General features: G+C 71.4%; 23 protein-coding genes. 15 read left to right on the top strand and 8 right to left on the bottom strand.

Features of this window, described 5'->3' with window-relative positions:
• Positions 1-411: 411 nt before the first annotated feature.
• Positions 412-1,005, bottom strand: a complete 594-nt coding sequence (locus STRTUCAR8_RS09920; protein WP_006375457.1) for an NADPH-dependent FMN reductase — start codon at positions 1,003-1,005, stop codon at positions 412-414.
• Between the two features lie 342 nt (positions 1,006-1,347).
• On the opposite strand from STRTUCAR8_RS09920, the gene eno reads away from it, so the two are divergent.
• From eno to STRTUCAR8_RS09890, 6 genes are all read left to right on the top strand, one after another.
• Positions 1,348-2,658 (top strand): phosphopyruvate hydratase, encoded by a 1,311-nt coding sequence (eno, locus tag STRTUCAR8_RS09915; protein WP_006375462.1) that lies wholly within the window; start codon positions 1,348-1,350, stop codon positions 2,656-2,658.
• Between the two features lie 82 nt (positions 2,659-2,740).
• Positions 2,741-3,745, top strand: coding sequence for a VOC family protein (locus tag STRTUCAR8_RS09910; RefSeq protein WP_006375454.1), 1,005 nt, complete (start codon positions 2,741-2,743; stop codon positions 3,743-3,745).
• A 24-nt stretch (positions 3,746-3,769) separates the two neighbouring features.
• Entirely contained in the window at positions 3,770-4,321 is a 552-nt protein-coding gene (locus STRTUCAR8_RS09905; protein WP_006375458.1) for a carboxymuconolactone decarboxylase family protein, read from the top strand.
• Positions 4,322-4,379: 58 nt separating this feature from the next.
• Entirely contained in the window at positions 4,380-5,486 is a 1,107-nt protein-coding gene (locus STRTUCAR8_RS09900; RefSeq protein WP_006375455.1) for an alcohol dehydrogenase catalytic domain-containing protein, read from the top strand.
• A 71-nt stretch (positions 5,487-5,557) separates the two neighbouring features.
• Positions 5,558-6,526 (top strand): LysR family transcriptional regulator, encoded by a 969-nt coding sequence (locus STRTUCAR8_RS09895; protein ID WP_234372548.1) that lies wholly within the window; start codon positions 5,558-5,560, stop codon positions 6,524-6,526.
• A gap of 147 nt (positions 6,527-6,673) precedes the next feature.
• The gene (locus tag STRTUCAR8_RS09890; RefSeq protein WP_006375464.1) at positions 6,674-7,540 is read left to right on the top strand and encodes a 3-hydroxybutyryl-CoA dehydrogenase; all 867 of its coding nucleotides are present in this window, start codon (positions 6,674-6,676) and stop codon (positions 7,538-7,540) included.
• A gap of 22 nt (positions 7,541-7,562) precedes the next feature.
• Here STRTUCAR8_RS09890 and STRTUCAR8_RS09885 read toward each other — a convergent pair whose 3' ends face one another.
• The 3 genes from STRTUCAR8_RS09885 to STRTUCAR8_RS48205 form a co-directional block, all read right to left on the bottom strand.
• Complete coding sequence (locus tag STRTUCAR8_RS09885; RefSeq protein WP_044471942.1) at positions 7,563-8,738, bottom strand: acyl-CoA dehydrogenase family protein; 1,176 nt, start codon at positions 8,736-8,738, stop codon at positions 7,563-7,565.
• Positions 8,739-8,821: 83 nt separating this feature from the next.
• Entirely contained in the window at positions 8,822-10,039 is a 1,218-nt protein-coding gene (locus STRTUCAR8_RS09880; protein ID WP_006375463.1) for a CaiB/BaiF CoA transferase family protein, read from the bottom strand.
• Entirely contained in the window at positions 10,033-10,473 is a 441-nt protein-coding gene (locus STRTUCAR8_RS48205) for a Zn-ribbon domain-containing OB-fold protein (protein ID WP_006375466.1), read from the bottom strand. The genes STRTUCAR8_RS09880 and STRTUCAR8_RS48205 overlap by 7 nt, the downstream gene beginning before the upstream one ends.
• Positions 10,474-10,819: 346 nt before the next feature.
• On the opposite strand from STRTUCAR8_RS48205, the gene STRTUCAR8_RS09870 reads away from it, so the two are divergent.
• Positions 10,820-11,509, top strand: coding sequence for a GAF and ANTAR domain-containing protein (locus STRTUCAR8_RS09870; protein ID WP_006375449.1), 690 nt, complete (start codon positions 10,820-10,822; stop codon positions 11,507-11,509).
• 208 nt (positions 11,510-11,717) lie between these two features.
• On the opposite strand, the gene STRTUCAR8_RS09865 is transcribed toward STRTUCAR8_RS09870, so the two are convergent.
• The 4 genes from STRTUCAR8_RS09865 to STRTUCAR8_RS09850 all read right to left on the bottom strand — a co-directional run bounded on the left by STRTUCAR8_RS09865 (position 11,718) and on the right by STRTUCAR8_RS09850 (position 17,170).
• Positions 11,718-13,064, bottom strand: a complete 1,347-nt coding sequence (locus STRTUCAR8_RS09865) for a cytochrome P450 (protein WP_006375453.1) — start codon at positions 13,062-13,064, stop codon at positions 11,718-11,720.
• Between the two features lie 58 nt (positions 13,065-13,122).
• A complete protein-coding gene (locus STRTUCAR8_RS09860; RefSeq protein ID WP_006375465.1) occupies positions 13,123-14,385 on the bottom strand; it encodes a vWA domain-containing protein in 1,263 nt (420 codons plus the stop codon).
• Positions 14,382-15,638, bottom strand: coding sequence for an AAA family ATPase (locus tag STRTUCAR8_RS09855; RefSeq protein WP_006375446.1), 1,257 nt, complete (start codon positions 15,636-15,638; stop codon positions 14,382-14,384). Before STRTUCAR8_RS09855 ends, STRTUCAR8_RS09860 begins: the two co-directional genes overlap by 4 nt.
• An 83-nt stretch (positions 15,639-15,721) precedes the next feature.
• Complete coding sequence (locus STRTUCAR8_RS09850) at positions 15,722-17,170, bottom strand: hypothetical protein (protein WP_006375452.1); 1,449 nt, start codon at positions 17,168-17,170, stop codon at positions 15,722-15,724.
• Positions 17,171-17,443: 273 nt separating this feature from the next.
• Between STRTUCAR8_RS09850 and STRTUCAR8_RS09845 the strand changes: the two genes are divergently transcribed.
• The 8 genes from STRTUCAR8_RS09845 to STRTUCAR8_RS09810 all read left to right on the top strand — a co-directional run.
• Entirely contained in the window at positions 17,444-18,745 is a 1,302-nt protein-coding gene (locus tag STRTUCAR8_RS09845; protein WP_006375451.1) for an extracellular solute-binding protein, read from the top strand.
• Between the two features lie 7 nt (positions 18,746-18,752).
• On the top strand, positions 18,753-19,727 hold the full coding sequence (locus STRTUCAR8_RS09840; RefSeq protein ID WP_006375447.1) for a carbohydrate ABC transporter permease: 975 nt from the start codon (positions 18,753-18,755) through the stop codon (positions 19,725-19,727).
• Positions 19,724-20,605, top strand: coding sequence for a carbohydrate ABC transporter permease (locus STRTUCAR8_RS09835; RefSeq protein WP_006375448.1), 882 nt, complete (start codon positions 19,724-19,726; stop codon positions 20,603-20,605). Before STRTUCAR8_RS09840 ends, STRTUCAR8_RS09835 begins: the two co-directional genes overlap by 4 nt.
• A gap of 5 nt (positions 20,606-20,610) precedes the next feature.
• Positions 20,611-22,026 (top strand): carboxylesterase family protein, encoded by a 1,416-nt coding sequence (locus tag STRTUCAR8_RS09830; RefSeq protein WP_044471941.1) that lies wholly within the window; start codon positions 20,611-20,613, stop codon positions 22,024-22,026.
• 17 nt (positions 22,027-22,043) lie between these two features.
• Positions 22,044-23,174, top strand: a complete 1,131-nt coding sequence (locus tag STRTUCAR8_RS09825; RefSeq protein ID WP_006375444.1) for an ROK family transcriptional regulator — start codon at positions 22,044-22,046, stop codon at positions 23,172-23,174.
• Between the two features lie 97 nt (positions 23,175-23,271).
• On the top strand, positions 23,272-24,777 hold the full coding sequence (locus STRTUCAR8_RS09820; protein WP_006375456.1) for a GMC oxidoreductase: 1,506 nt from the start codon (positions 23,272-23,274) through the stop codon (positions 24,775-24,777).
• Positions 24,778-24,823: 46 nt separating this feature from the next.
• Positions 24,824-25,432 carry a nucleoside deaminase gene (locus STRTUCAR8_RS09815; protein ID WP_006375460.1) on the top strand — a complete coding sequence of 203 codons (609 nt, stop codon included), beginning with the start codon at positions 24,824-24,826 and terminating at the stop codon, positions 25,430-25,432.
• Positions 25,429-26,430: sugar phosphate isomerase/epimerase family protein (locus STRTUCAR8_RS09810; RefSeq protein ID WP_006375461.1), on the top strand; the 1,002-nt coding region annotated here is incomplete at its 3' end. The genes STRTUCAR8_RS09815 and STRTUCAR8_RS09810, both read left to right, overlap by 4 nt.

Here is a 26,430-nt window from a genome sequence, read left to right as displayed (position 1 = left end):
GCGGCCTCACCCGTCAACTCCCGGGGTGGCCTCACCGGCGAGCGCCAGGGGCGGCAGCCCTACCTACTGACGCCGAGGTCGGCGTCCCCCACGAACGCAGGGATCAGCCCCCTTCACCAACGCCGGAGGCGGCCTCACCCAGCATCACCCCGGGCAACCCCACCGACGACCACCCAGGGCAACCCCGCCCACAAACGCCGAGGTCGACCTCTCCCACCAACACCGCAGGCAGCCGCCCATCAACACCAGGGCAACCTCACCCCGAAACCCGGAGGCACCCTCACCCACGCACGCCGGGGCCCGCCCCACGCACACCGGGGGCACGCCCACGTACACCGGGGGCCCGTCCCACGCGCGCCGCAGCGTCCGCAATCGCATCGCTCCGGGCGCCCTCGTGCGGGCTCCGCCAGGTCAGTACGTTCCGCTGCGCAGCCGCCGCATGACGCGGCCGGTACGGGCGAGTTCGTCGAGCAGTTGCTCGGCGGCGGCCTCGTGGATCTTGCCGGGGCTGAACTCGCCGTCCTCGACGAACTGGCCGACGAACGGGATGCTCACGGTCGGGCCGATCGGCAGCATCCTGAGGTTCGCCACGACCTGCTTGCCCATCTGCACCGCGCGGGTGCCTGCCGAGACGCCTCCGTAGCTGACGAAGGCGGCCGGCTTGTGCTGCCATTCCACGGCGAGGTAGTCCCACGCGTTCTTCAGCGGGGCGGGGAAGCCGCCGTTGTACTCCGGGGTGACGAAGACGAACGCGTCCGACGTGTCGACGATCCGGCTCCATTCCCGGGTGTGGCTCTTCGTGTACCGCCGCAGGGCGGGCGGGTGCGGCTCGTCGAAGAAGGGGAGAGCGAGTTCACGCAGGTCGACGGTGTGCGACTCGAACCGGTCGTCGTCCGCGACCCGGAGAGTGAACCAGTCCGCGACAGATCTGCCCACACGTCCGGGGCGGGTGCTGGCCACAACCGTGGTGAGGGTCACCGCTGAGGCGGAGGGCTGGACTGTCATGCCGGGCTCGCTTTCCTGTCGGCCGGGATCCGGCCCGGCGAACCCGCGCTGCCAGTGCTGTCCGTCCAGGGCAGCGCGGGTCCGCCGGAGTTTCTCCCCGGAGCATGCCGGGTTGTGCGAACGATAGCATTGGCGTGACAATGAACCAAGAGGGCGCGAACAAGCTGCGGATTCAGTGCATCGGAGGCGGTCAGCCTCTTGACAGGGGCGCAGTCGCTTTGCACGATTGCGCTATCGATAGCATTGACGGGGTCACGGCGGACACGCACTCTCGTCATCGCCGTCCCGCTCACGGGACGGCCCGTCACCCCGATCGTCCGAACTCCGAAAGGTCGCACCGCAATGACAGACTCGCGGATCGCCAGGCTCCACGGCCGCAGGGTGTGGGACTCACGCGGTCGTCCGACCGTCGAGGTCGAGGCCCGGCTCGCGGACGGCGCGATCGGGCGGGCCATCGCGCCGGCCGGGGCTTCGACGGGCCGGGGCGAGGCTCTCGACCTGCGCGACGGCGGCAGCCGATTCGGCGGCCTGGACGTCCGGCGCGCGGTGGATTCGGTGAACCACGAGATCGCGCCCGCCCTCCTGAACCGCGACGCCGCCGACCAGGAGGCCGTCGACCGGCTTCTGGTGGACCTCGACGGAACCCCCGACCGCAGCCGCCTCGGCGGCAACGCGCTCGTGGCGACCTCCATGGCGGTCCTGCACGCCACCGCCGCGTCGGCGGGCGTACCCCTGTGGCAGCACCTGGCCGGCGGACGACCGGTCCGTATCCCGCTCCCCGAAATCCAGATCTTCGGTGGCGGCGCCCACGCGGACCGCCGTGTCGACGTCCAGGACTTCATGGTGATGTGCCCCGCGGCGCGGAGCTTCTCCGAGGCCCTGGACTGGACGGCGGAGATCTACCGGGCCGCCGGCACTCTGATGCGGCAGGCCGGCAAGGCGCAGGGGGTCGCCGACGAAGGCGGCTTCTGGCCGGCGTTCGACTCCAACGAGGAGGCCCTGGAGACGCTGACCCGGGCGATCGAGAGCGCCGGCTTCGTCCCCTCGGCGCAGGTCGGCATCTCGCTGGACGTCGCGGCCTCGCAGTTCGGCAGCGGCGGGCGGTACACGCTGGCCCTGGACGACCGCACCCTGGACACCGCCGCGCTGATCGACATGCTGGGCGGCTGGATCGAGCAGTACCCGATCCTGTCCGTCGAGGACCCGGTGGGCGAGGACGACCACGAGGGCATGCTGGAGTTCACCCGGCGCTACGGCCACCGCTGCCAGGTGATCGGCGACGACTACCTGGTCACGAACGCCAAGCGGGTCGAAGCCGCGGCCACCGGCGGGACGGCGAACGCCGTGCTCGTCAAACCGAACCAGGCCGGGACGGTCACGGAGGCGTTCCAGGCCCTGCTGGCCGGAAAGGAAGCCGGTTTCGGCACGATCGTCTCGGCGCGTTCCGGGGAGAGCGAGGACGTCACCATCGCCCATCTCAGCGTCGGCTGGGACGCGGGCCAGCTGAAGGTGGGTTCGTTCACCCGCTCCGAACGCATGGCCAAGTGGAACGAGGTTCTGCGTATCGAGGAGTCCCTCGGAGAATCCGCGGAATTCAGCGGATGGTCCGCCTTCACATTCGCCGGGGCGGGACCCTCGACGACCAGGCGGTAAAAGCGGTCCGCGAACTACACGTATTACAGTCACCGAATTGCAGTCATCGAATTCCTGAGCCGATCCGAGCACGGAGACCAGCATGCTGCCACCCGTCAATCTGCGCCCGAGTTTCAACATCACCCGCTCCAGTCATGTGCGTCTCACCGTCGCGGATCTGGCCGAGAGCCGGAACTTCTACGTGAACGTGCTGGGACTGGTCGTCAGCGACGAGGACGAGCGCACCTGCCATCTCCGCGGCCTCGCCGAAGCCTGCCACCACAGCCTCGTCCTGGAACTGGACGAGGAGGGCGCGGGCAGGTGCCGGCGGATCGGCTTCCGGGTGTTCTTCGACGAGGATCTCGACCTGGCGTACGACTGGTTCCGTGAGCGGGGGCTCCCCGCCGAGTGGGTCGAGGTCCCTTACCAGGGCCGTACCCTGCACGTCAGCGACCCCATCGGCACGCCGCTCGAACTGTGCGCGCACATGGAGACCCGGCCGCGGCTGCACATCAACTTCGAGCAGTACAAGGGTGCTCACGCGCAGCGGCTGGACCACTTCCAGACCTTCGCGCCCGACACCTACGAACTGTGCGCGTTCTACGGCGAGCTCGGCTTCCGCAACTCGGAGTACCTGGAGCACGGCGACAAGCTGCTGGGCGCCTTCATGTACCGCAAGGGGACCTGCCTGGACCTGGCGATCGTCGAGAACGCCGGCCCCGCCCTGCACCACTTCGCCTACACCGTCTCCGAGAGCCACGACATCTTCACCGCCTGCGACTGGGCGGGGATCCAGGGCTACGGCGACGGTGTGGAGCGGGGCCCCGGGCGGCACGGTCCCGGCGGGATGCTCTTCGCCTATCTCCGCGACCCCGACGGGCACCGGGTGGAGGTCTTCAACAGCCACTACCAGACGATCGACACGGAGATCGAGCCCGTGCGCTGGGACGCGGCCTCGCTGAGCACCAACGCCCGCTGGGGCCTTCCGGCCCTGGAGAAGTGGTACTTCGAGGCGTCGCCCTTCGTCGGCGTGCCGCAGATCCCGCCGGCCGAGCCGCCGAACCCGATGTCGCTGGAGCGGTTCCTGCTCGACAAGTCCGCCCACTGACCTTCCGTACTTCCAGGAGTGACCATGGCAAGAGTTCCCTACCTGCGCCGCGAGGACGCGGACGAGTCGCAGAAGCCCCTGTACGACCGGCTCGAAGCCGAGCGCAAGGTGCCGACGGCGAACATCTTCCTCGCCCTGACCAACGCGCCCGCCCAACTGGACGCCTTCCTTTCCTACGCCAACTCCCTGCGGGCCGCCGACCTCAGCCCCAGGCTGCGGGAACTGGCCATCCTGACGGTGGGACACGCGACCCGGTCGGCGTACGAGGTCGCCCACCACCAGTCGCACGGCCTCAAGGCCGGGCTCAGCGAGGAACAGCTGGCGGCGGTGGCCGACTTCGAGTCGTCGGATCTGTTCGACGCGGCGGAGAAGGCGGTGATGCGTCTCGCCGAGGAGTCCACACTCCAGGTCGATGTCTCGGACGGGACGTGGCGTGCCGCCGCCGAGCACCTGACGGACAAGCAGATGGTCGAACTGTCGCTGTCCATCGCCTGGTACAACTCCGGCGTCCGCATCATGGGGCTGCTGGGAATCGACCTCGAGGACAATTACCCGCACCCTTTCCCGAATTCATAGGGAACTCTTAATATCTCCGTCCCAGCTGCTGGGCGGAGCAGTTTCAAGGAGTATTTCAATGGCGAAAATGCTCGCTGCCCGACTGCACGCACTCGGCGAGCCGATGTCCGTGGACACGATCGACAGGCCCTCCCCGCGGCCGACCGACGTGCTGGTGCGGGTCAAGGCGTGCGGGATCGTGCCGAACATGGCCAACGTGATCAACAACTGGCCGACGTGGTTCCCGCACCAGCCGCTGCCGAAGTTCCCGGCCATCTTCGGCCTGGACGCCGCGGGCGTGGTCGAGCAGGTCGGCGAGGCGGTACTGCACACCAGGCCGGGCGACCGGGTGTACGTCAACCCCCTGCGTTCCTGCGGGAGTTGCCAGGTATGTCGGGGCGGTGAACTGAGCCGGTGCAGGTACTTCACCCTGAACGGCTACTTCAGCACCTCCCGTGACGGGCAGCGGATCTTCGACCTCTACCCCTACGGCGGGTTCGCGGAGTACATGACGGCTCCGCAGCAGTCGATCGTCAACATCCCGGACAACATGACGTTCGAGCAGGCCGGCAAGCTGGGCTACATCGGTACGTCGTACGGTGCCCTCAAGAACGCGGCCGCAGGTCCCGGCCAGGTCGCGCTCATCGACGGGATCACGGGCACCCTCGGTGTCGCGTCGACCGTGCTCGCGCTGGCCTCCGGCGCCTCCCGGATCCTCGGGACCGGCCGCAACGAGGAACTCCTCAAGCGCGTCAGGGAACTTGACCCGGAGCGGGTCGAGGTCTTCCGGCTGGGCGAGGGCTCCACCGGTGAGTGGGCGAAGTCCCGCACCGGCGGCGAGGGTGCGGACTACGTGATCAGCGCCCTGGGCGCCAAGGCACCGGTGGAGACGATGCTCGACTCCATGCAGGGCGTCCGGCGGGGCGGCAGAGTGGTCAACGTCGGCGGCGTGGCCGACCGGCTGCCCGTGGACGTGAAGTGGCTCATGGACGAGCAGGTCCAGCTGATCGGCTCCAACTGGTTCAGCACCGCGCAGGGGCAGGAACTCGCCGACATGGTGGCCACGGGCACGCTGGACCTGTCCTACCTGCAGGCCAAGCCGTTCCCTCTGGCCAGGGTCAACGAAGCGATCTCCGGACTCACGGACCGCGACGGCGGGTTCAGCAACTACGTCGTCATCCCCTGACGTCCGTACTCACCTCTGCTCACCCCTACTCACCCCGCGGCGTACCTGTCCTGCCCTGACGGCGCCGCGGGGTGTCTCCATCCCACCGGCCCGGGTACGCGGACGGTGCGCCCAGCAGGACGGAGGAGCCGGTGGAACTGCGCTGGCTGGAAACGTTCGTCACCGTCGCCGAGGAACTGCACTTCGCGCGCGCGGCGGACCGGCTGCATCTGGCTCCCTCGGCGCTCAGCGCCCAGGTCAGGGCGCTGGAGTCGCATCTGGGGGTCCGTCTGATCGACCGCGGCCGACGCACCCGCCCGGCGCTCACCGGCGCCGGGCGGCTGTTCCTCGAAGAGGCCCGGCTGACCCTCGCGCAGGCCGCCCGCGCGGCGGCCGTGGGCCGCCGGGCCGGCCGCGGGGAACTGGGGCACGCCGAGATCGCCTACGTGGCCTCCGCCGCCTTCTCCGGAGTGCTGACCGCCGTCCTCACCCGGTGCGCGGCCCTCGACACCCACCTCACCGTGCAGGTCCGCGAGTTGGAGACACCGGCCCAGCTGGAGGCCCTGTCCTGCGGGGACATCGACGTCGGCTTCCTGCGCTGGCGGCCGGAGTACCCGGCCGGGGTCACGGCCACCTGCCTGCTCACCGAGGACATCGTCCTGGCGCTGCCGGACGGCGCCCCGCTGGCCGCGTACGAGACGGTGCCGGCGGCGGAACTGCGCCACGAGCGGTTCGTGGCCCCGCACTTCGACGAGGAGTACGGCTGCCGCGACCAGATCCTGGAGGTGGCCGAGCGGGGCGGCTTCACCGCCCAGTGCGCGCCGCCCGTCCGGGACTTCATCGCCGCTCTCACTCTCGTGGGCGGCGGTCTCGCCGTGGCGCTGGTGCCGGACTCATTGCGGCGCGTACGGATACCTGGTGTCGCCTACCGCCCGCTGGCCGACGTAGCGCTGACCACCCGGCTGGTGGGCGCGTACCGCAGGGGCGAGACCTCGCCCGCGGTGCGCGGCGTGATCCGCCGGCTGCGGGAGGCGGCCACGGCCACGGCCGCCCTCGGCTGAGGTGCCGGACCGACGCATCTTTGTGCGCGAACAGCGCACTGTTTCAGCAGGTCAGAGGGGTTGTACCGGCCTAGGCTCAACAGGGCGCCGCACACCGTTGCGGCGTCGGTCGACCGCCCCGGGCGGAAGGACACGCGGAGGAGAGTCATGACATCGATCAAGCATGTGGGAGTCGTCGGCGCCGGGCAGATGGGCCGGGGCATCGCCGAGGTCTGCGCCCGGGCCGGACTGCACGTCACGTTGTGCGACGTGACCGAGGACAGGGCCCGGGCGGGGCTGGCGGGCGTGGCGGACTCCCTGCTCAAGGCGGAGATGCGCGGAACCATCGGCCCGGAGGACCGCGCGCATGCCCTGGCCGGAGTGTCGGTCACCGCCGATCTCTCCCGCCTGGCCGGTGCGGACCTGGTCGTCGAGGCGGCCGTCGAGGACGAGTCGGCCAAGACGGCGCTGTTCCGGCGGCTGGACGAGGTGGTCGAGGACCCGGGCGCCGTACTGGCCAGCAACACCTCCTCGATCCCCATCGCCCGCCTCGCGGCCGTGACCCGGCGGCCGGACGCGGTGGTCGGGCTGCACTTCTTCAACCCGGTCCCCGTCATGCCGCTGGTCGAGGTGATCCCCTCGCTGCAGACCTCGAAGGAGACGGAACTGCGCGTGCGTGCCTTCGCGAGCGAGATCCTGGGCAAGAAGACGGTCGTGGCGCAGGACCGCGCGGGCTTCGTGGTCAACTCCCTGCTGGTTCCCTACCTGTTGGCAGCGGTGCGGCTGGTCGGCTCCGGCACGGCGACGGCGGAGGACATCGACACGGGGATGACGGCGGGCTGCGCCCACCCCATGGGCCCGCTGCGCCTCGCCGACCTGATCGGCCTGGACACCGTGGCGGCGATAGGCGAGGCACTGTACGAGGAACACCGGGAACCGCTGTACGCCCCGCCGCCGCTGCTGCGTCGCATGGTCGAGTCGGGTCTGCTGGGCCGCAAGTCGGGGCAGGGCTTCTTCAGCTACCGGGCCGCCTGACGGCAGCGGCGTACTACGGAACTCAGCGGAACGCCGCCTGGCCGGTGATCGCCTGCCCGACCACCAGGGTGTGCATCTCGCTGGTGCCCTCGTAGGTCAGGACGGACTCCAGGTTGTTGGCGTGGCGCAGCGGTGAGTACTCCAGGGAGATGCCGTTCGCGCCGAGGACGGTGCGGCACTCCCGCGCGATGGCGATCGCCTCCCGGACGTTGTTGAGCTTGCCGACACTGATCTGCTCGGGCCTGAGGCGGTGCTGGTCCTTGAGCCGGCCCAGGTGGACGGCGAGCAGGGCGGCGTTGCCCACGGACACGCTCATGTCGGCGAGCTTCTTCTGCGTGAGCTGGAAGGCGCTGATCGGCTTGCCGAACTGGATGCGGGAGTCGGCGTACTCGACGGCGGCCTGGATCGAGTCGCGGGCCGCGCCGACCGCGCCGAACAGGATGCCGAAGCGGGCCTCGTTCAGGCAGGACAGCGGGCCGCGCAGACCCTCCGCGAGGGGCAGCCGCGCCGAGTCGGGCAGCCGCACGTCGTCGAAGGAGAGCTCCGAGGTGACGGACGCGCGCAGCGACATCTTCTGCTTGATGTCCTGCGTGGTGAATCCGGGCGTGCCGCGCGGGACGAGGAAGCCGCGGATGCCGTCCTCGGTCTGTGCCCAGACGGTGGCCACGTCGGCGATGGAGCCGTTGGTGATCCACATCTTGGAGCCGTCGAGAACCCAGTCGTCGCCGTCACGGACGGCCCTGGTGCGCATCCCGGAGGGGTTGCTGCCGAAGTCGGGCTCGGTCAGGCCGAAGCAGCCGATGGCCTCACCGGCGGCGAGCCGGGGCAGCCACTCCTGCTTCTGCTCCTCCGAGCCCCACTTCCAGATGGAGAACATCGACAGCGAGCCCTGCACGGAGACGAAGCTTCGGAAGCCGGAGTCCGCCGCCTCCAGTTCCAGGCAGGCCAGCCCGTAGCTGACGGCGTTGGTGCCGGCGCAGCCGTACCCTTCGAGGTGCATGCCGAGCACGCCCAACTTGCCGAGTTCCGGGGCGAGTTCGCGGGCGAAGTGGGCGTTCTCGAACCACTCGCCGATGTGCGGGCGCACCCGGTCGGCGAGGAACTTGGCGACGGTGGCCTGGATCTCGCGTTCCTCGTCGGTGAGGGTGGAGGAGAGGTCGAGCAGTTCGAGCGGGTCCTTCATGGGCTTGCGACTCATCGTGTGCTCCTGGTGGTTCTCGGTGATCGGTTCGGTCGTGACGGTTGCCCGGGCGGCGGTCGGGTGACCGCCCTTCCGGGCGCTCAGGTGCGGTCGGAAACGCGGTCGAGGATCTCCGCGGTGTGCCGGCCCAGGCGCGGCGGCGGCAGCCGGTACCGCGCGGGCGTGGCGCTCAGCGTGATGGGGCTGGCGACCTGGCGGGAGACACCGGCCCCGCCCCCGGTTCCGTCGGAGGGTGCGGCCGGTATGTCGACGATGCCGGGAAGGCCGAGCTTCCGCGCGAAGTCGAATGCCTCGTCGAGGGTGTTGACGGGGCCGGCGGGAACCCCGGCGGCCAGCAGGACGGCCGACCAGTGGTCGGCGCCGGCGGTGCCCAGCCGTTCGGTCAGGATGTCCCGCAGTTCGGTGCGGTGGGCGACCCGGTCCGCGTTGGTGCGGAAGCGGTCGTCGAGAGCGAGACCGGGAGCCCCGAGGAGGTCGGCGAGCACCGCGAACTGCCGGTCGTTGCCCACCGCGAGCGCGATCGGACGATCGGCGGTGAGGAAGGTCTCGTACGGGGCGATGCTCGGGTGCGCGTTGCCCATACGGCCCGGGACCACACCGGCGACGGCGAACGCCGACGCCTGGTTGACCATGGCCGAGAGGAGGGAGCTGAGGAGGTTGACCTCCACGTGCTGTCCCTCCCCGGTGGCGTCCCGGTGCCGGAGGGCCGCGAGGACACCGAGCGAGGCGTGCAGGCCGGTGATCACGTCGACCAGGGCCACGCCCGCCTTCACCGGCTCCCCGTTCGCGTCGCCGGTCACGCTCATCAGACCGCCGACGGCCTGCACGAGCAGGTCGTATCCGGGGATCGCGGCACCCTCGCCGCTGCCGAAGCCGCTGATCGAGCAGTAGATCAACCCCGGTTGCCGGGCGTGGAGTTCACGCCGTCCGAGCCCCAGTCGTTCCATCGTGCCGGGGCGGAAGTTCTCCACCAGCACATCGGACTCGGCGATCAGTGCGCGGGCCTGTTCTAGGCCGGCCCCGGTCGTGAGATCCAGGGTGACGGACCTCTTGTTGCGGTTGACGCTCAGGAAGTACGTCGACGTGCCGTCCTGATCCGCCGGAGGGTGCCAGGCCCTGGTGTCGTCCCCGGTGCCCGGCCGTTCGACCTTCACCACATCGGCGCCGAGGTCGGCGAGGAGCATCGTGGCGTAGGGCCCTGCGAGCACCCGGGAGAAGTCGGCGACACGCAGACCGTCCAGAGCGCCGCGCCGCTCTCCGTCGAGAACGCCGGCCTCCGCGCCGCTTCCCGTCACCACCAGCGCCCCAAAGGCGCCGGCGGGCGGGTGAGTTCGACTACGGGCAGGCCCTCACCGAGGAGGGCTGAGGACCGTACGACACTCACCCGTGCCCCCACCGCGACCGCCACGGGCGCCGTCCCGGTGACCTGGCAGAGCAGGTTGAAGCCCTCGTCCATCGCGACGAACCAGGTGTTGTGCGGGGCGTAACCGTTCCGGCGCACGACGACCCCGGAACCCTGGCTGCGCTGCCGGTCGAAGGCCGTGGACCCGCAGGTACGGCAGAAGGAACGGCGGAAGGCCGGAGTGGCGCACCAGCGGCAGCGCTGGAAGAGAAGTTCGCGGCTGACGGCCGTTGCGTTCGGTGTGCCAGGGACGGGGGGAGCCGCGGCAGAGGCAGCAGCCCCGTGGTCTGCTGCCGCCTCGGTGTGTTCAAGGGGGTCTGTCTGGAGCATCACGGCCTCCTGCGAGCAGTTCGGTGACCGAAAACGAGTGGTCGGGATCCGATGTGGCTCCCTCACCCTGGCTCTGCCGCTGAGCGCCGGTCAACGACGTACTGACGCATCTTTGTGCGCGGAAAACGCTCCGTTCGCCGAGGTCGGAGCGGGTTTCCCGCACTACTCTCCGTGTGGAGACGAGCGGCCCGCCGAATCCCGACCCGGCCCACGCCATTACTTAAGGTATCGATTCTCCTTGCGGAGAGTGAACAGCCTTTTTCCCCCGCTGGCGGCGCCGACCTGGGGCAGACGTGAAAAACTGGGTACGAGGCTTGTCCGGACCGGACGAGAGGCGGAAAACGAAGTGGACTGGGGACGGTTCGCCCAGGAGATGGCGTCGATGGCGCGGGATCTCCTGGCACAGGATTCTGTCGAGGCCACACTCCAGCGGATCACGACGTCTGCCACCGAACTGATGGAGGACTGCGACGCGGCCGGCATCCTGATGCTGCGGGGCAGGAAGGTGGAGTCGCTCGCCCCCACCGAGCAGCTGGTCATCGACAGCGATCGGCTGCAGGAGCGGTTGGGCGAGGGGCCGTGCTTCGACGCGGCCCGCACTTCCCTGGGCGAGCGGGTCTTCCGCATGGCCGACGTCACCGCCGACCAGCCGCGCTGGCCCGCCTACGGCCCGCAGGCCAAGGCACTCGGAGTGGGCAGCATGATGGGATTCCTGCTGTTCACCGAGGACGAGGACCTCGGCGCGCTGAACCTGTACTCGCGCACACCCGGCGCGTTCACCGAGGCCGGCGAGCTGGCCGGGTGGCTGCTGGCCTCCCACGCGGCGGTCGCGTTCTCCAGCGCCCGTGCCCATGCCCAGATGGAACAGGCCGTCGCCACCCGGCACCTCATCGGCGAAGCGATGGGCATCCTCATGGGCCGCCACCACATCACCGAGGAACAGGCTTTCGACGTACTGCGCCGCTACTCGCAGCAGAACAACATCAAGCTCCGTGAGGTCGCCCAGCGGGTCTGCGAACAGGGCGCCCTTTCGTGACCTCGGGCCGGCGGCTCCCCCGGCACATTGTCCGAACCAGAGGAACCTGAGCGGGTTCAGCCCCCTGGGACGCCAAACCCGGCCTGGGGACCAAGTCCCCCGTACCGCCCCGCCCACACACTCTCTTTCCCGGCCGGCCGGAGGGCGGGGCTCCGGGTCCTGGGATCCGCCTGGCACTCTCGCGTCCCAGGACACCATCGCGGTGTGGTCAGGCGCCCGCGGCTCCGCCGGTTCCCGGCCCGACCGGGCAGCCGCCGGTGGGCGGCACGAGCGGGGCCTGAGCGGCAGCGTCGGCAGGCCCGGCAGACGTGGCCCGCGCGCCGCCGGCGTGGCCGGCCGGGGACGGGGAGAAGGAGACGTCCAGGCGGGTGAGGCCGCGGAAGTTGAGGCTGCGCTGCCAGCGCGGTGGTTCGGTGCCGTCGAGCCGCAGGCCGGGGAGGCGGGTGAGGAGGGCTTCCAGCACGACCGCTCCCTCCAGCCGGGCCAGCGCTGCGCCGAGACAGAAGTGCGGGCCGTGTCCGAACGCCATGTGCCGTCCGCCCGGGTTCGTGCGCTCGAAGTCCAGCGTGTGGGGGTCCGGGAAGACGGCCGGGTCCCGGTTCGCGGCACCGCACACCAGGAGCACGGTCTGCCCCTCGGTGACCGTGCGGCCCGAGAGCTCCAGGTCGTGCCGCGCGCGACGCAGCATCAGCTGGACCGGGGCGTCGTAGCGCAGGAGTTCCTCGACGGCGGCGGGCATCAGCTCGGGGCGGCGGCGCAGTCGGTCGGCGGCGTCCGGGTCGCGGAGCAGGGCGAGGGTGGCGTTGCCGATGAAGTGGGTGGTGGTCTCGTGGCCGGCGATGAGCAACAGGGCACAGTTGGCGAGGAGTTCGTCGACGTCCTGCTCGGTGGTGCCGGCCTGTGCGGTCGCCGTCGCGCGCAGGGTGCCGGGGGCCGGCGGGGTGTCCTGGCGGGTGAGGAGTTCACGGAGGTACGTGAGCATGTCCGTCATGCTCTGCGAGGCCTCGCGGTTGCGGTCGGCGTCGAGCCGGGAGTTGCCGATGGCCTCGGCGACCGGCTCCGACCAGGAGGCCACGGCGGCGCGGTCGGCCTCCGGTACGTCGAGGAGGTCGCAGATGATGGTGAGCGGGAGGGGCCTGGCGAGGTCCGCGACGATGTCCATGCGGCCGGTCGGCGCCGCCCGGCTGATGATCCCGTCGACGGCGTCGACGATCCGGGCCCGGAGTGCGGCCACCGCGCGCGGGGCGAAAGCCTTGCTGATCAGGGCGCGGAGCCGAGGGTGGTCGGGGGCGTCGTTGTAGAGCATCTGCCGGCTCAACGCCTGGGCCAGCGGGCGCAGTTCCTCCGGGACGGCCTCGATGTCGGGATAGCGCACCGACGACAGTCCCGGGTGGTTCGCCGCGCTGCTGACCACCGCGTGCCCGGTCGCGATCCAGGCGCTCGTGCGCCGGTCCCAGAAGAAGTCGTCGGCGCTTCGGAGTTCCTCGTAGAAGTCGTAGAGACGTTCTTGGACTTGGGGCCGAAAGGCCGACAGAAGCGATGAGGGAGTGCGCATCGGGCCATTCTTCCAGCCCTTCTGCCGCCCCCGCTCCCCGTCCCGTATGCCGTGTACGTCACCCGATGTCGACCACGCGTGCCCAGGCGGGCGGCGAGTCCGGGACATAGCGCTCGTCTTCGCCCTCGTCCCACGACCGGACCGGGCGTAGCCGCCCGCCCGTGTGCTGCCGGGGAAACAGTCCCACCACCGTCCTGCACGGCGGCCGGGTGTCCGGCCAGGGTGTCTGGCCGTCGGTCAGCACCACGAGGACATCGGGGCGCGGGGTCGTCCGCAGCGCCTTGGCGAATCCGGTGCGCAGGTCCGTACCGCCGCCTCCCATCAGGGGAATTCCCTCGGCCCGGCACAGCGAGTGCACGATCCGCGCCGACGCGTCGCACGGCAGTACGGTCACCAGATCGCGTCGGCCGCCCACCGCGCGGGAGATCGCCGCGACCTCCAGGAGCGCGCTGCCCAGTTCGGCGTCGCTGACCGACCCGGAGGTGTCGATGACCACGGAGACCCGGGGCGGTCTGCGCCGCAGGCTCGGCAGGACGATGCCGGGCAGCGAGGCCGAGCGGCGCGACGGCCTGCCGTACGTGTAGTCCTCGCCCACGCCGCCGTCGGAGGCTGCCGAGCGGACCGCCGCGCCCAGCAACTCCCGCCATGGCAGCGGCGGATGGAACGCCTCCTCCGCCCATCGCCGCCACCCCTTCGGGGCGTCCCCGGGGCGGCCGTTGATGCCCTGCGCGACCCGGAACCGGACCGAGTCCCGTTCCTGCTCGGTCAGTCCGTGCGCGCCGTCCGGTCCCAGGTCCCATTCCCGGACCAGCCCGTCGGCGCCGCTGCCGCAGTCCAGCCAGGAGAGGTCCAGGGTGTTCGGTCCGAGCCGGAAGCGGCGCAGGTACTCCTCCATGAGTTCCCCCGCCGGAAGTCCCAACGCCCCTGGCTGGACAGCGCCTTCGGGGCGGACGAGCCCGTCGCCGAACACGTCGTCGTTGATCTCGCAGTCCGCGGCGATGTTCATCCGCAGCCGCTCCCCGGGGCCGGTCAGTCCGCGCTCGCGGGCGTAACGGTCGCTGCGTCCGTGATGGTCGCGCAGCAGGTGCGACACCTCGTGCACCCACACCCCGGCCAGCTCCTCGACGGGGAACCGGTCCACGAACGCCGGTGAGACGTAGCACCGCCAGTGCCGGTCTACGGCCATCGTCGGTACCTGCCGCGACTCCACGGGGTGCAGGGCGAACAGTGCCGTGGCCAGGTAGGGCCGGGCCCGTACGGCGTGCAGCCGGGCGGCGAACAGTTTGTCGAGGTCCAGGGTTCCCGGCGCGTCGGCGGTCATCGGCCGCCCTTCGTTCCGGCCCCTGCCCCGGCCCCTGTCCGACCCGCCACGCGGTCCGCCGCCCGGTCCGCCCGCCGGGACAGTGACACCACTCCGGCGAACCGCTCGATCGCCGCCGGCACGTCCCAGTCCTCCTGGCGCAGCGAGGCCAGGGTGGTCGCCGGGACGACCACCAGGTCAGGCGCGCCGGTCTCCAGTGCCCGGACCAGCAGCGCCCACGCCGCGTCCCAGCGCGACCTGTCCGGCCGGCCCCGGACCGCCGCCACCACACCGTCCAGTACGGCCTGGCGCAGGTCGCCCCGGTCGGGCAGGACGGCACTCGCCGGGTCGGCGAGCAGCGTCTCGGGGTCCGGCAGGTCCATCCGGTCGAGGCTCGCCAGCAGTTCCAGCCCGGGGCCGTCCCCGACCGTGCCCCTGACCAGCAGTGAGAGGACCTCCCGGGAGGACCCGGCGGCGGTCGCGAAGGCGATCAGGCTGAGGGTCATGTCCCAGCTCCGGGGTGACGGCCAGGCGCCGCCCCGGCGGGTCTCGTTGCCGGGCAGTTGGTGCACGAGCTTGGGTCGGGCGGTGAGGAGCCCGCACACCGCCCGGCGGGCGAAGTCCACGGCGTCCGGCAGCTTTTCGGGCGCGAGCCTCGGCAGCGTGGCCCGGGGCCAGGTCCCGCCCAGGCCGCGTACGACGACCTCGTGGTCGTGGGTCCACTGGAGATGGACGAACCGGTTGGCCAGCGGCGGGCTCAGCTCCCAGCCGTCGGCAGCCGAGGACCGGGGGTTCGCGGCGGCCACGATCCTTACGCCGGGCGGGAGTTGCAGGGCGCCGATCCGCCGCTCCAGGACCAGCCGGAGCAGGGCGGCCTGAACGGCGGGCGGCGCGGTGGACAGTTCGTCGAGGAACAGCAGCCCCCGGCCGGCCCGTACGAGTCGTACCGCCCAGTCCGGCGGGGCCATCGGGACACCGTGCGTCGCGGGGTCGTCCCCGACGACGGGCAGCCCGGAGAAGTCGGACGGCTCGTGGACACTCGCGATCACCGTGGTGAGGGGAAGGTCCAGGGCCACCGCCAACTGGGTCAGGGCGGCGGTCTTGCCGATTCCCGGCTCACCCCACAGGAGCACGGGCAGGTCGGCGGCCACGGCCAGTGTCAGGGCCTCCAGTTGGGCGTCGGGGCGGGGTTCGGTGGTGGTGTCGCGCAGCAGGGTCAGCAACTCGGCGGCGATGTCGAGTTGAGGGGTGGCGAAGGAATTGGCTGTGGACATGTGTGATCACCTTTGGGGTCGTCGTGCTCGTCGCGTTCGTCGTGCTCTTGATGAGTGGCTGCGGGGGACGGGCCGTCCCCGGGTCAGCGGAAGGTCGCCTGGCGCGGGCGGGAACGGTGGTCACGGGTGCGGCTGCCGTCCGGGTGGAAGCCGCCACGTCCGGGATGCGGACCGGGTCCGGTCAGGCCCGCCCTGAACAGCCCGTAGGTGATCCGTCGCTCGGCGGCCCGCTCCAGCGCGTCGCGCAGGGCGCCGCCGCGCAGTACCGCCTCGGGGCCCAGCAGGCCCTCTACGACGGCCAGCGCTCCGGCGATGTCCCCGTGGTCCAGGCGTTCGCGGACGCCGGTGAGACAGTCCGGGTGACGGTGGGCCTCGTCGATGGCCTGCAGACAGGGCAGGGGCGTTCCGGTCAGTTCGGCCAGGAGTTCCTCCCGGCGGATCTCGGCCGGATCGTGGTCCAGCGGGACGAGCACCCCGTCGACCAGGCCGATCCGGTGCCGGGCGCCCCGGCACTCGACGAGGCTCGGCTCACCCGCCCCGCCCGGGGCACGGGGCGGACGGGTGGGCGGACGGTCCGGTACGAGTGCCGAGGCGACCAGCGGATGCAGTCGGTCCGCCTCGATCGCGCCGGTCCGGATCAGTTCCAGGTCGGGCAGCACCCAGGTCGCCGCGTCGGGCAGCACCGGCAGTGCGGAGGCGGCGTCGCCCGAGGGTGCCTCCGTGATCCGCAGCGAGGGCGGGGCACCGCCGGCCGGGGCCGCGACGAGGTCCAGGAGCAGCCGTCGGCGGGCACCGAGCCGTACGGTGACTGAGCCAGTGGCTGCGCCCGCGGCCGTTCCGATACCGGTGACGGTGGGGCGCCCGTCGGCCCGTAGCAGCAGCTCCGCCTCGGCCGCCCACCGGTCCACGGCGCAGCGACGCCCCTGCGGGAGCCGCGTCAGCAGATCCGCGGCCGGCGCAGGAAGGTCGCCGCCGGGTGGCCGGTCCGCCCCGGAGCGGGTCCGTAGCTCGGCGGTTCTGCGCGCGTCCCACAGATGCCGGTGCAGATCGAGGCGGAACCGTCGGTCGGGGTGGGGGTGCGGATGGCGGCGGGTGGCCGGAGCCGTCAAGGTCCAGTCCCACAGGGCGAGGCTCAGCCGCTGGCCGGCATCCGCCCAGGCGGGCGCGGTCCGGGCCACCAGGTGTACCGGTCGGGCGCCGCGCCCGGCGGTGTCGTACCGGGCCAGTCCGATCGTCAGTCCCGGGCGCAGCAGTCCGTCGGGGGCGATCCTCGGCAGGTGCCAGCGCAGCAGGTCGGGCGCCAGGTGGCGGAGATCGGCGCGGAGTCGGGCCGCGAGTTCGTGGCCGTGGGCGCGGGCCACGGCTCGCAGGTTCAGATCGACGTCGACGCCTGCGGCGGCGCAGGCGCCCGCCCAGTCACCGACGAGGCGGCGAGCCGTGGCGGTGTCGATCATGGACGGCGGCACGGCGAACTGTCGCACGCGCGGCCAGTAAGAAGGGTGGGTGTCCTCGTACGCGTTGCCAGTGAGCATCAGCACTCACCTTGCGCGGACGGGACCCCCATTCTGCCAACGGAGTGAGTGGTCATCGTGCGGGACGGTATCGGCCCCCGGCGGCAGCCCGCCACCTCTTTTTCCACCCCTCCTTCGCTCAACACTCGCCTATATGCGACAAAGCTGGACGAATCGATTTCGCTACAAGTTCCGAAATTATTCGTGACGGCGGTGCCACTTGGCCGAAATACCCCGCTCATAGCTTTTTCGCCACCAGCCGCAGTCGGCACCATCCCTGCACAGGAGCCCCGAATGCCCCATTCCTCAAGACGTGGCGTCCTCAAGCTGACCGCGGGCCTGGCTCTCGGGGGCGCTTTCGCCCTGACGGGCTGTGGACGCAGCGACGACACCGCCGCCGCGACAGGCACCGCCGCCCCCGTCGACACGTCCCCGGCCACCGGCACCGTCACCGTCTGGGCCGCCCAGGGCGACGCCGACGTGCTCGACAAGGTCATCAAGCCCTTCAGGGCCGCGAACCCCGATGTCACCGTCAAGGTGACCCTGATCCCGAACGCCGAGTACTACACCAAGCTCCAGTCGGCCATCGCGGCGGGCAAGGGGCCGGACGTCGCCCAGTTCTTCCCCGAGTCGCAGTCGCAGTTCCTCGACCCGGCGATCCTCCGGCCCGTCCCGGACGGCCTCGTCGACAAGGCGGACTTCTTCGAGAGCCTCTGGGCCGCCGGTGTGGCCGAAAACGTCGCCTACACGGTGCCCTGGTACGCCTACACCTACGCACTCGTCTACCGCGCCGACCTCGCCAGAAAGGCGGGCGTGAAGGCGCCGGCCACATGGGACGAGACGGTGCCGTTCCTCAAGGCACTCCAGGGCGCCGGTGCCGCGCACGGCCTCGGGGCCGATATCGGCTGGGACATCTTCAACGGCCAGGACGCCGCGATGTACGCCTGGCAGGCAGGCGGTTCGCTGCTCTCGTCCGGCGGAAAGTGGTCCCTCGACAGCCCGGCCATGGTCGACGCGCTGCAGTACAACGCGTCGTTCTTCACCTCCGGCACCGCCGACACCAGCGGGCCCACGTTCCTCGACGCGCAGCCGTACTTCGTGTCGGGCAGGACCGCCATGATGATCACCGGACCATGGGTCGTCGGACAGCTCGACACCGCCGCGAAGAAGGAGGGCTGGACGGCCGCCCACGTCGCCACCGCACCCCTGCCCGCCGGGGCATCGGGCAGCACCTCCTTCTCCGCCGGGGGCAGTTGGGGCGTGCTCGCGGGTGACGGCGACGCGGACGCGTCGTGGAAACTGGTCCGGTATCTCGCGAAGCCGAGCACGCAGGTGGCGCAGTACAAGGCGTACAGCTCACTGCCGGCCGTCATCTCCGCGTGGGAGGACCCCGCGATCGCGGACCAGCCGCTCCTCGACGCCTTCCTCACCCAGCTGAAGAACACCCGGGCGTTCCCCCAGGTGAGCACCTGGCAGCAGGTCGCGACCCGGCTGGGCAAGGAGATGGAGGCCGTCGCCAAGGGCAAGGAGAGCGCCTCGAAGGCGGCGGCGAACGTCCAGGCGTACGCCGTAAGCCTCGGCACGGGCGCGAAGTGAGCCGCGGATGACCACGACCATCGGCCCGGGGGCGCCGCACCCGGTGCGCCCCTCCGACAGTCACCGGAGGTCTCGGCGTTTTCCGACATCCCGGAGTTCCCGGAGTTCGCGGGGCGGTCGCCGAACGGCCGTCGCCTGGCTGTTCCTCGCCCCGTTCGCCGTCGTGTTCCTGCTCTACACGGCGATCCCCACCGTCGCCGCCCTCGGTTTCAGCTTCACCGACCTGCGGGGCGCGGATCTGCGGCACCCGTTCGCCGTCGACTTCACGGGGCTGGGGAACTACCTCCGGCTGTTCCAGGACCAGATCTTCCTGCGGGACATCCTGAACACCGCCCTCTTCGTCGCCGTCGGGGTGCCACTGACGATGGGTCTCGGTTTCGCCCTGGCCGTCGCGCTGAACTCCGGCATCCGGCGGCTGCGCGGGGTGTTCCGTACGGTGTTCTTCGCGCCGGTGGTCACCAACGTCGTGGCGGTCGCTTTGATCTGGCAGTACGCCTTCAACACCGACGGCACCGTCAACAAGGTGCTCGGCGCAGTCGGTCTCGCCGGACCGAACTGGCTGGACGACCCGAACCTGGCGATGCCCGTGGTGATCCTGCTCGGCGTCTGGCGCAACTTCGGCACCGCGATGGTGCTGTTCCTCGCCGGTCTCCAGGCGATACCGCAGGACGTGTACGAGGCCGCCGCTCTCGACGGGGCCGGCCGCTGGAAGCAGCTGCGGCACATCACCCTGCCCCTGCTGCTTCCCACCACCCTCATGGTGTCGGTCCTGCTGACCGTCTTCTACCTCCAGGTGTTCGACGAGCCCTATCTCCTCACGAACGGCGGCCCGTTGGGCTCCACCGAGTCGATGGCGCTGTACACCTACCACCAGTTCGGCTCGGGCGAGTTCGGGGTCTCCTCGGCCGCGTCCTTCGTCATGCTGCTGCTCGTGGCCCTGGTGAGCGCCGTCCAGTTCCGACTGCTGAGGTCCCGCTCATGACCGCCCTCACCGCACCCGCGACCGCCCGCCCGACCGTCGACCGGGCGGCCCTGCCCCGCCGGTCCGTGTCCCGTCCGCTGCTGTACGGCGCGCTGGTGCTGTGCGCGCTGCTCACGCTGCTCCCGTTCGTCTGGGTGGCGAGCGGCTCGCTGCGCGGCCTGGACGAGATCCGTTCCGACCCGGGTGCCTGGTTCCCGCACCACGTCACCCTCGACAACTTCACCCGGCTGTTCCGGACGGCCGGTTTCGGGCGGTTCCTGGTCAACAGCGTCCTGGTCGCGGGCCTCGTGGTGGCCGGCAACATCGTGGCCGCGTCGGCCGCCGGGTACGCGCTGGCCAAGCTCGACTTCGCGGGCCGGCGGATCGCGTTCGGCGCGGTCATGGCGGCGATGATGGTGCCGTTCAGCACGGTGTTCGTCACGCAGTTCGTGCTCACCGTGGACATGGGGCTCGCGGACACCCTCACCGGAATCGCCCTGCCCGGCGTGGCGTTGCCCCTGTCGGTGTTCATCATGCGGCAGTACGCGATGTCCGTCCCCGACGAGCTGCTGGAGGCGGCCCGTATCGACGGCGCCGGCGAGTTCCGGATCTTCTTCCGCATCTTCCTGCCGCTGGCCGGTCCGGCGGTCGCGACGATCACGATCATGTCGTTCCTGTCGTCGTGGAACAACTTCATCTGGCCGCTCATCGTCGCCCAGAGCATGGACACCTACACGCTGCCCGTGGGCCTCGCCGCCACCAGCCAGGCCGCCGCGCACGTCACCGACTACGGTCTGCTGCTGGCCGGCGCGATCGTCGTGATGCTGCCGGTACTGGTGCTCTTCCTGTTCCTGCAGCGCTACTTCGTGCAGGGCATCTCCGGATCGGGAATGCGGTGACTGCCATGGACCACCTCGAAGGCCCCGCTGCCACCGTCACCGTCCAGGCCCCCGCCGGTCCGGTCGTCGGCCGCCGCACCGGCCTCGTACAGCGCTTCCTCGGCATCCCGTACGCCCAACCGCCCACCGGAGTACGGCGATTCGCGGCCCCGGTCCGTCGTGACCGGTTCCCGGAGCCGTTCGACGCGTCCCGGCACGGGCCCACCTCGCAGCGCGTACCGCTGTCTCCCACGACGACGGTGCCGGAGCCCTCGGTGCCCGGCGACGACATCCTGAACCTCTCCGTCGTCGCTCCCGCCCCCTCCGCCGAACAGGCGTCCCCCTGGCCGGTCCTGGTGTGGATCCACGGCGGCGCCTTCCTCGCGGGCAGCCCGGCGAGCCCGTGGTACGACGGCCGTTCGTTCGCCCGGGACGGCGTCGTCTGCGTCACCGTCGGCTACCGGCTGAGCGTCGACGGATTCGCCCCGCTGGACGACGTACCCACGAACCTCGGGCTGCGCGATGTTCTGCTCGCGCTCGACTGGGTCCGGGAGAACATCGGCGCGTTCGGCGGCGATCCGGGCCGGATCACCCTCGCCGGTCAGTCGGCCGGGGGCGCGGCGGTGCTCGCGCTGCTCTCGTCGCCCGCCGCGAACGGCCTCTTCCAGCGGGCGGTCTGTCTGTCCGGCGGCTTCTTCGAGGGAGAGCGGGAGCCTGGCCGCCGGTTCGTCGAGGCGCTCGGGAAACGGGTCGGGGTTCCGCCGACCCGGGCCGGGTTCGGCAGCCGTACCCCGGAGCGGCTCCAGCGGGCCGTTCTCGACCTTCGGGACGAACTCGCCGACACCGCACTCCCGTTGGGGCCGGTCGTCGGCGACGACGTCCTGCCGGTGGCCGTCGCCGACGGGCTCGCCGCGCACGGACACGACGTACCTCTGCTGCTCGGTGCGACGGGCGACGAGTTCGACTGCGGTGCCGCGCCGGGGAACGAGCACCCGAGCCCGTACAGCGTCGCGGAGCTCGCCGCCGCACGCGCCGCCTGCAGCCGGGTGACGGACACCCTGTTCCGGGCCGCCTGCCCCGGCGTGGCCGCCGCGCGCCGGGCGGCAGGCGCCGGTACCTGGCTGTACTCGTTCGAGTGGCCCTCCCCCGTGCTCGGCGGCGCCGCGCACTGCGTCGACCTCCCGTTCTTCTTCGACCTGCTCGACGCGCCGGGCAGCGCGGAGGCGCTCGGACCCTACCCACCGGCCGAGTTGGCCACCGCGATGCACACCGATCTGGTCGGCTTCGTCCACGGCGAGGAGCCGCGCTGGGCTCGGGCGAGCGGCGGGCTCGGCGATCCGGCGCGTGAGTACGGCCGCCCGGGCGCGGCCCTCGTCGCCGACACCGCCGGTGTGTTCGATCCCGTCGCAGGGGCGGGGTCCGGGGTGGAGGAAGCGTGCTGAGGCCCGGGATATCCGGCATGAACCAGAGTGCCGTCCGACGCGTCAACACCTCGGTGATCCTGCGGACGTTGGCGGTGTCGGCCGGGCCGATGACGCTGACCGCGCTCGCCGAGCGGGCCGGTCTCTCGCGCCGCACCATCGAGATCGTCCTGGACTCGCTCGTCGAGGCGGGCTGGGTGACGGAACTGGCCCGGGTACCGACCAGCGGCTGTGCGGGGCGTCCCGCCCGACGGTACGAACTGCGGGCCGAGCACGCCCTGTTGGCGGCCGTGCACTTCACCACCTCGGACGCGTCGGCGGCGGTCGCCGACGTCCGGGGCCGCATCCTCGGCCGGGCGCACCGGCCGCTGCGCGCCTATCTGGATCCGCAGGCCACGCTGGACGACATGGCGGCGCTGGTGCGGGAGGCGCTCGACGACGCGGGCGGGTCGGCGGACCGGCTGCGGGCCGGGGCGGTCGCGAGCGGCGGTGCCATCGACGACGACGGGGTCGTCCGGCGCCTGGTGCACACGACCCGGTGGGAAGGCGTACGGCTGCCCGACGAACTCAGGCGGCGTGTCAGGGTGCCCTGGTTCGCGGACAACGACTCCAACCTCGGTGCGCTCGCCGAGCGTTGGCGGGGTGCGGCCGGCGACCACGACAACGTCGTATGGGCGTTGCTCGGGAACCGGACCGGTCTCGGCGTTCTCATCCGGGGTGACGTGCACCGGGGTCTCGACGGCGCCGCCGGAGAGATCGTCGAGGCGGCCTCGATACCGGCCCACTCGGTCGAGAACCGCCCCGCGGCATGGCTCACCTCACCGGACCCGGACCGGCGCGCGGTCGCGCTCGCCCGGTTCGAGGCGGCCCGCGAGGGTGACGTCACCGCGCTCGCCGAGGTCGACGAACTCGTGGAGCACATGACGTCGATCCTCACGACCCTGTCGTGGACCATCGCGCCGTCCCTCATCGTGCTCGGCGGCGGACTGGAGGACGCGGCGGACGTGCTGCTGCCCCGGGTACGCGCGGCGCTGCGCCGTGCCCGCACCCCCGCCGTCGAGCTCCGGGCCACGGTCCTGGGCCGTGACGCGCCCCTGGTCGGCGCCGTCAAGCTGGCCCTCGACCGCATGGACACCGAGCTGTTCGGCCCGCTCGTCCCGAGCGTGTGACCCCCTCAGATTCCACCAGGCCGTCAGAGATCACCGGGCCGCTGGATCGACAGCGGGTACCGGACATCAACAGCGGTACAAGACATGGAGCTTCACTGTGACCGACACCCCCCACACCGATGTCCTCGTCGTCGGCAGCGGCATCATGGGCGCGGTCGTGGCCCGACTGCTGCGGGAGACCGATCCGGCGCTGCGCATCACGATGGTCGACGGCGGCGAGGCGATCGGTTCGGCCCCCGGTGTGCACCTGCACGACGTCGACGACCCCGCCCTGTGGGAGCGCTACAACGACCGGGTCACCACCGGCATCCAGGGCATGTACACGGGCGCAGAGGTGGTGCGGCAGGTGGCGGACGGCCTCGACGCGCTGCCGCCGGGCATGTTCCACGCGCTGGCCTTCGGCGAGGACGCCGACGCGATGCCCGCGACGGCGCTCGCGTGGAACGCGGGCGGCATGGGCGTGCACTGGACGGCCGCGACACCGTGGCCCGCCGGGGACGAGGTGTTCGACTTCGGCGACCCGGCCGGCTGGGCGGCCGATCTGGACACCGCACGCCGGGTCCTCGCCGTCGCCCCCGCCCCGATCGGCCCGACCGAGGTCGGCGACCTGGTCCTCGACGTACTGCGCCGGCGCTACGAGGCCGCCGGACCGCACGACCGGCGACCGCAGCCCATGCCCATGGCGGTCACCGCGGCGGGCTCGGGCCCGCTGCCGCGTACCGCCCCCGGGACGATCTTCCCCGCGATCGCGACCGCCGGGGACCCCGCGTTCACCCTGGTGACCGGCACGCTCGTGACCTCGCTCCTCGTGACGGAGGGCCGGGTGACCGGCGCCCGGCTGCGGAGGGTCGTGGGCGGCGCCGAGTCCGAACTCCGCGCCGACACCGTGGTGGTGTGCGCCGACGCGCTGCGCACCCCGCAGCTGCTGTTCGCCTCCGGCATCCGTCCGGACGCGCTGGGCCGGTACCTCAACGAGCACGCCTTCGTCACCGCCCGGGTGCTGCTCGACCTCGACCGGTTCGGTATCGACCTCGACGCCCTGCCGCTCCCGCGCGTCGGCGAGTTCTGCACGGACTCGCTCTGGCTGCCGCGGAACGGGACGCTCCAGCCGTTCCACGGGCAGATCATGAACAGGACGTACGTGGACGACGACGCCCGGCCGCTCGCGCACTCCGTGGGCCTTGCCCTGTACGTCCCCGTGGAGTCGCGCCCCGAGAACCGGCTCGTGTTCTCGGAGTCGGACACCGACCTCGCCGGACTGCCCCGGATCGGCGTCGGGTTCGACTACTCCGCTGCCGACCGGGCACTGATCACCCGCGCACTGTCCGAAGTCCGGTCGCTCGCGGAGGAGTTCGGCCCGTTCGATCCGGCGACCGAGTCGGCGCTGCTGCCGCCCGGCTCGTCGCTGCACCTGACGGGCACCGTCCGCTGCGGCGCGGCCGACGACGGCGGAAGTGTCTGCGGCCCGGACGGCAGGGTGTGGGGGTTCGACAACCTGTACCTCGCCGGCAACGGCGTGATCCCCACCTCGATGGCGGCCAACGTCACGCTGACGGGCGCGGTGACGGCCGTACGGGCGGCCCGGGCCGTCACCGGGAACTGACAGCTGGAACCTGAGCAACCTCCGTATCTATCAAGGGAGTTGGATCGTGATCGACATCGCGAAGGAATACCGGGTGGCGCTGCCGGCCTGGATCGACGACGAGTTGGCCGACGTGCCGCCCGTCGTCCCCGACCGCGACGACCGGATGCGTCTTGTGCACCGCCTGGCGGATCGCAACTGGCGTGAGGGCAACGGCGGTCCGTTCGCGGCTCTCGTCGCCGAGCAGGACACCGGCCGGATCGTCTCGGTCGGGGTGAACGTCGTCCTGGCCTCCGGCGTCTCCAGCGCGCACGCCGAGGTGGTGGCGCTCGGGCTGGCCCAGACGGCCGTAGGCGGCTGGGACCTGGGCGCCGAGGGGCTCGCGGCACATGAGCTGGTCGTCAACTGGCGTCCCTGCGTGCAGTGTTACGGCGCGACCATGTGGTCAGGCGTGCGCGGTCTCGTGGTCGCGGGTGAGGGACCGCAGCTGGAGGAGATCACCACGTTCGACGAGGGACCGCTCGGCACGGACTGGGCCGAGCAGTTCGAGTCGCGCGGCATCAAGGTCGTACAGGACGTGCTGCGGGAGGAGGCGCTGGCCGTGTTCCGGAGCTACCGGGACGCCGTCGACGCCGATGACGTCGTCGTCTACAACGCGCGCGGGGGTACCGAGTGACTCCGCCGGCCGCCGCCGAACCGCGCTTCGCCACCGACGTCGTCACCTTCTACCACCCGGCGTTCTGGGGCCTCGAAACCCCGGACGCCGTAAGGGAGTCGGCCCTCGCCGACCCCGGGCGCTTCTGGGGACGGATACTGGACGCGCTCGCCGAGGCCGGTGTCACCGGCGTCGAGCTGACCTTCGCGCCCGGCGACATCGAGTCGGCGCTGCGCGCTTTCGGCAGCGCGCCCTCGTTCCGGCGCGCGCTGGAGGAACGGGGCCTGAGCGTCGTGAGCGCCTTCGTCGCCGGGAGCGACGCTCCCGACTGGCGCCACGGCGACAACCTGACCGCGATCGTCGCCGACGCCGAGCGGCGCGCGGCCTTCCTCGCCGACGTCGGCGCGGACCTCCTCGTCACCGGCCTGCCGATGCGGACCACGCTCGGGACGCGTCCGCCCTTCTTCGTGGACGCCGCGTACATGTCCCGGATGGCCGACATCGCCCATACGGTCGCTGACGCGGTCGGCCGGCTGGGTGTGCGGCTCGCCTTCCACACGGAGTCCAACAGCACGCTCTGGTACGAGCGGGACATCGACCTCTTCATGATGCTGACCGACCCGCGCCATGTGTGGCTGTGCCCGGACTCGTGCCACATCGCGCTCGGCGGCGGCGACCCCGTGGCCGTCGCGCGGCGGCACGCACAGCGGATCGCGCTGGCGCACTGGAAGGACGCGGTCCGGCCCATCGACGTCGAACTGACCATCGACGACACGGTCTTCGCCCAGCAGCAGCCCTATATGACCGAACTGGGCACGGGCATCGTGGACTGGCCGGGCTGGGCCGACGCGATGTCCCGGACACCCGGGGCCGGCACGGTACTCGTCGAACTGGACGAGGCGCCCGACCCGGTGGCCGCACTCCGGGCGGGGGGGAATGATTCGCGTTCCGTGGTCCGCCCAGGCCGACAGCTTTCCGATGACACGTCATGTGGAGTTCCCGGCGTTTTCTGGGCCTGC

Source organism: Streptomyces turgidiscabies Car8, from assembly GCF_000331005.1.
GTDB lineage: Bacteria > Actinomycetota > Actinomycetes > Streptomycetales > Streptomycetaceae > Streptomyces > Streptomyces turgidiscabies.
This window is presented reverse-complemented; position numbering and strand designations above follow the sequence as displayed.

Coding starts and splice junctions, on each gene's coding strand:
- STRTUCAR8_RS09920 (WP_006375457.1), bottom strand. CDS start 1,005: ATGACAGTCCAGCCCTCCGCCTCAGCGGTGACCCTCACCACGGTTGTG.
- eno (WP_006375462.1), top strand. CDS start 1,348: ATGACAGACTCGCGGATCGCCAGGCTCCACGGCCGCAGGGTGTGGGAC.
- STRTUCAR8_RS09910 (WP_006375454.1), top strand. CDS start 2,741: ATGCTGCCACCCGTCAATCTGCGCCCGAGTTTCAACATCACCCGCTCC.
- STRTUCAR8_RS09905 (WP_006375458.1), top strand. CDS start 3,770: ATGGCAAGAGTTCCCTACCTGCGCCGCGAGGACGCGGACGAGTCGCAG.
- STRTUCAR8_RS09900 (WP_006375455.1), top strand. CDS start 4,380: ATGGCGAAAATGCTCGCTGCCCGACTGCACGCACTCGGCGAGCCGATG.
- STRTUCAR8_RS09890 (WP_006375464.1), top strand. CDS start 6,674: ATGACATCGATCAAGCATGTGGGAGTCGTCGGCGCCGGGCAGATGGGC.
- STRTUCAR8_RS09885 (WP_044471942.1), bottom strand. CDS start 8,738: ATGAGTCGCAAGCCCATGAAGGACCCGCTCGAACTGCTCGACCTCTCC.
- STRTUCAR8_RS48205 (WP_006375466.1), bottom strand. CDS start 10,473: ATGCTCCAGACAGACCCCCTTGAACACACCGAGGCGGCAGCAGACCAC.
- STRTUCAR8_RS09865 (WP_006375453.1), bottom strand. CDS start 13,064: ATGCGCACTCCCTCATCGCTTCTGTCGGCCTTTCGGCCCCAAGTCCAA.
- STRTUCAR8_RS09860 (WP_006375465.1), bottom strand. CDS start 14,385: ATGACCGCCGACGCGCCGGGAACCCTGGACCTCGACAAACTGTTCGCC.
- STRTUCAR8_RS09855 (WP_006375446.1), bottom strand. CDS start 15,638: ATGTCCACAGCCAATTCCTTCGCCACCCCTCAACTCGACATCGCCGCC.
- STRTUCAR8_RS09850 (WP_006375452.1), bottom strand. CDS start 17,170: ATGCTCACTGGCAACGCGTACGAGGACACCCACCCTTCTTACTGGCCG.
- STRTUCAR8_RS09845 (WP_006375451.1), top strand. CDS start 17,444: ATGCCCCATTCCTCAAGACGTGGCGTCCTCAAGCTGACCGCGGGCCTG.
- STRTUCAR8_RS09840 (WP_006375447.1), top strand. CDS start 18,753: ATGACCACGACCATCGGCCCGGGGGCGCCGCACCCGGTGCGCCCCTCC.
- STRTUCAR8_RS09835 (WP_006375448.1), top strand. CDS start 19,724: ATGACCGCCCTCACCGCACCCGCGACCGCCCGCCCGACCGTCGACCGG.
- STRTUCAR8_RS09830 (WP_044471941.1), top strand. CDS start 20,611: ATGGACCACCTCGAAGGCCCCGCTGCCACCGTCACCGTCCAGGCCCCC.
- STRTUCAR8_RS09825 (WP_006375444.1), top strand. CDS start 22,044: ATGAACCAGAGTGCCGTCCGACGCGTCAACACCTCGGTGATCCTGCGG.